Source organism: Noviherbaspirillum album (assembly GCF_035916955.1).
Lineage (GTDB): Bacteria > Pseudomonadota > Gammaproteobacteria > Burkholderiales > Burkholderiaceae_D > Noviherbaspirillum > Noviherbaspirillum album.
The window spans coordinates 1-965 of the sequence record NZ_JAWIIV010000127.1 but is presented as its reverse complement, the minus strand read 5'-3'; the positions used below and the strand labels follow the sequence as shown (position 1 = coordinate 965).

Genomic DNA, 965 nt, shown 5'->3' with positions numbered 1-965 from the left:
GGAGACTCGAGCATGAACAACGCATTCCAGACATTCAAACGCAGCGCAATGGCAGTGGCCCTGGCCGCCGTGGCCCTGACCGGCCATGCCAAGGACTTCCGCTCCGCCGACGTGCACCCCAACGACTATCCGACCGTGGTGGCCGTGGGCCAGATGGGCAAGTCGCTGGCCGAGCAGACCAAGGGCCGCCTGGGCGTCAAGGTCTTCGCCAACAGCTCCATGGGTTCGGAAAAGGACACCGTCGAACAGGTCAAGATCGGCGCGCTCGACATGGTGCGCATCAACAGCGCCGCGCTGCACGCCATCTCCCCGGCCATGATGATCCCGTCGCTGCCGTTCCTGTTCCGCTCCACCGCCCACATGCGCGAGACGCTTGACGGCCCCATCGGCGACCAGCTGCTGGCGTCGCTGGAAAAGGAAGGCTTCGTCGGCCTGGCGTTCTATGACAGCGGCTCGCGCTCGTTCTACACCACCAAGAAGCCGATCAAGACGGTGGCCGACATGAAGGGCCAGAAGATCCGCGTGCAGCAGTCGGAGATGTGGGTGGCGATCATGCAGGCAGTGGGAGCGAATGCGACGCCGATGCCGTACGCGGAGGTGTACACGGGTCTGAAGACGGGCCTGATCGACGGCGCGGAAAACAACTGGCCGTCGTACGAATCGTCGCGCCATTATGAGGCGGCGAAGTACTACAGCCTGTCGGAACATTCGATGGCGCCGGAAGTACTGCTGTTTTCGAAGAAGATCTGGGACGGTCTGTCGAAGGAAGACCAGGCGCTGATCCGCAAGGCGGCCAAGGACTCGGTGCCGGCGATGCGCAAGCTGTGGGACGAGCGCGAGGCCAAGGCAAGGCAGGTGGTGCAGGCCAGCGGCGTGCAGATCATCACGGACGTGGACAAGAAAGGATTTACGGCGGCGATGAAGCCGGTGTATGACCGCTTCGTCACCGACCCGGCGCTCAAGGA

At 63.4% G+C, this 965-nt stretch carries 1 protein-coding gene; it reads left to right on the top strand.

Annotated elements, in window-relative coordinates:
• Positions 1-12 precede the first annotated feature (12 nt).
• The coding region (locus RY831_RS33020; RefSeq protein ID WP_437126353.1) for a TRAP transporter substrate-binding protein at positions 13-965 on the top strand (953 nt) is incomplete at its 3' end.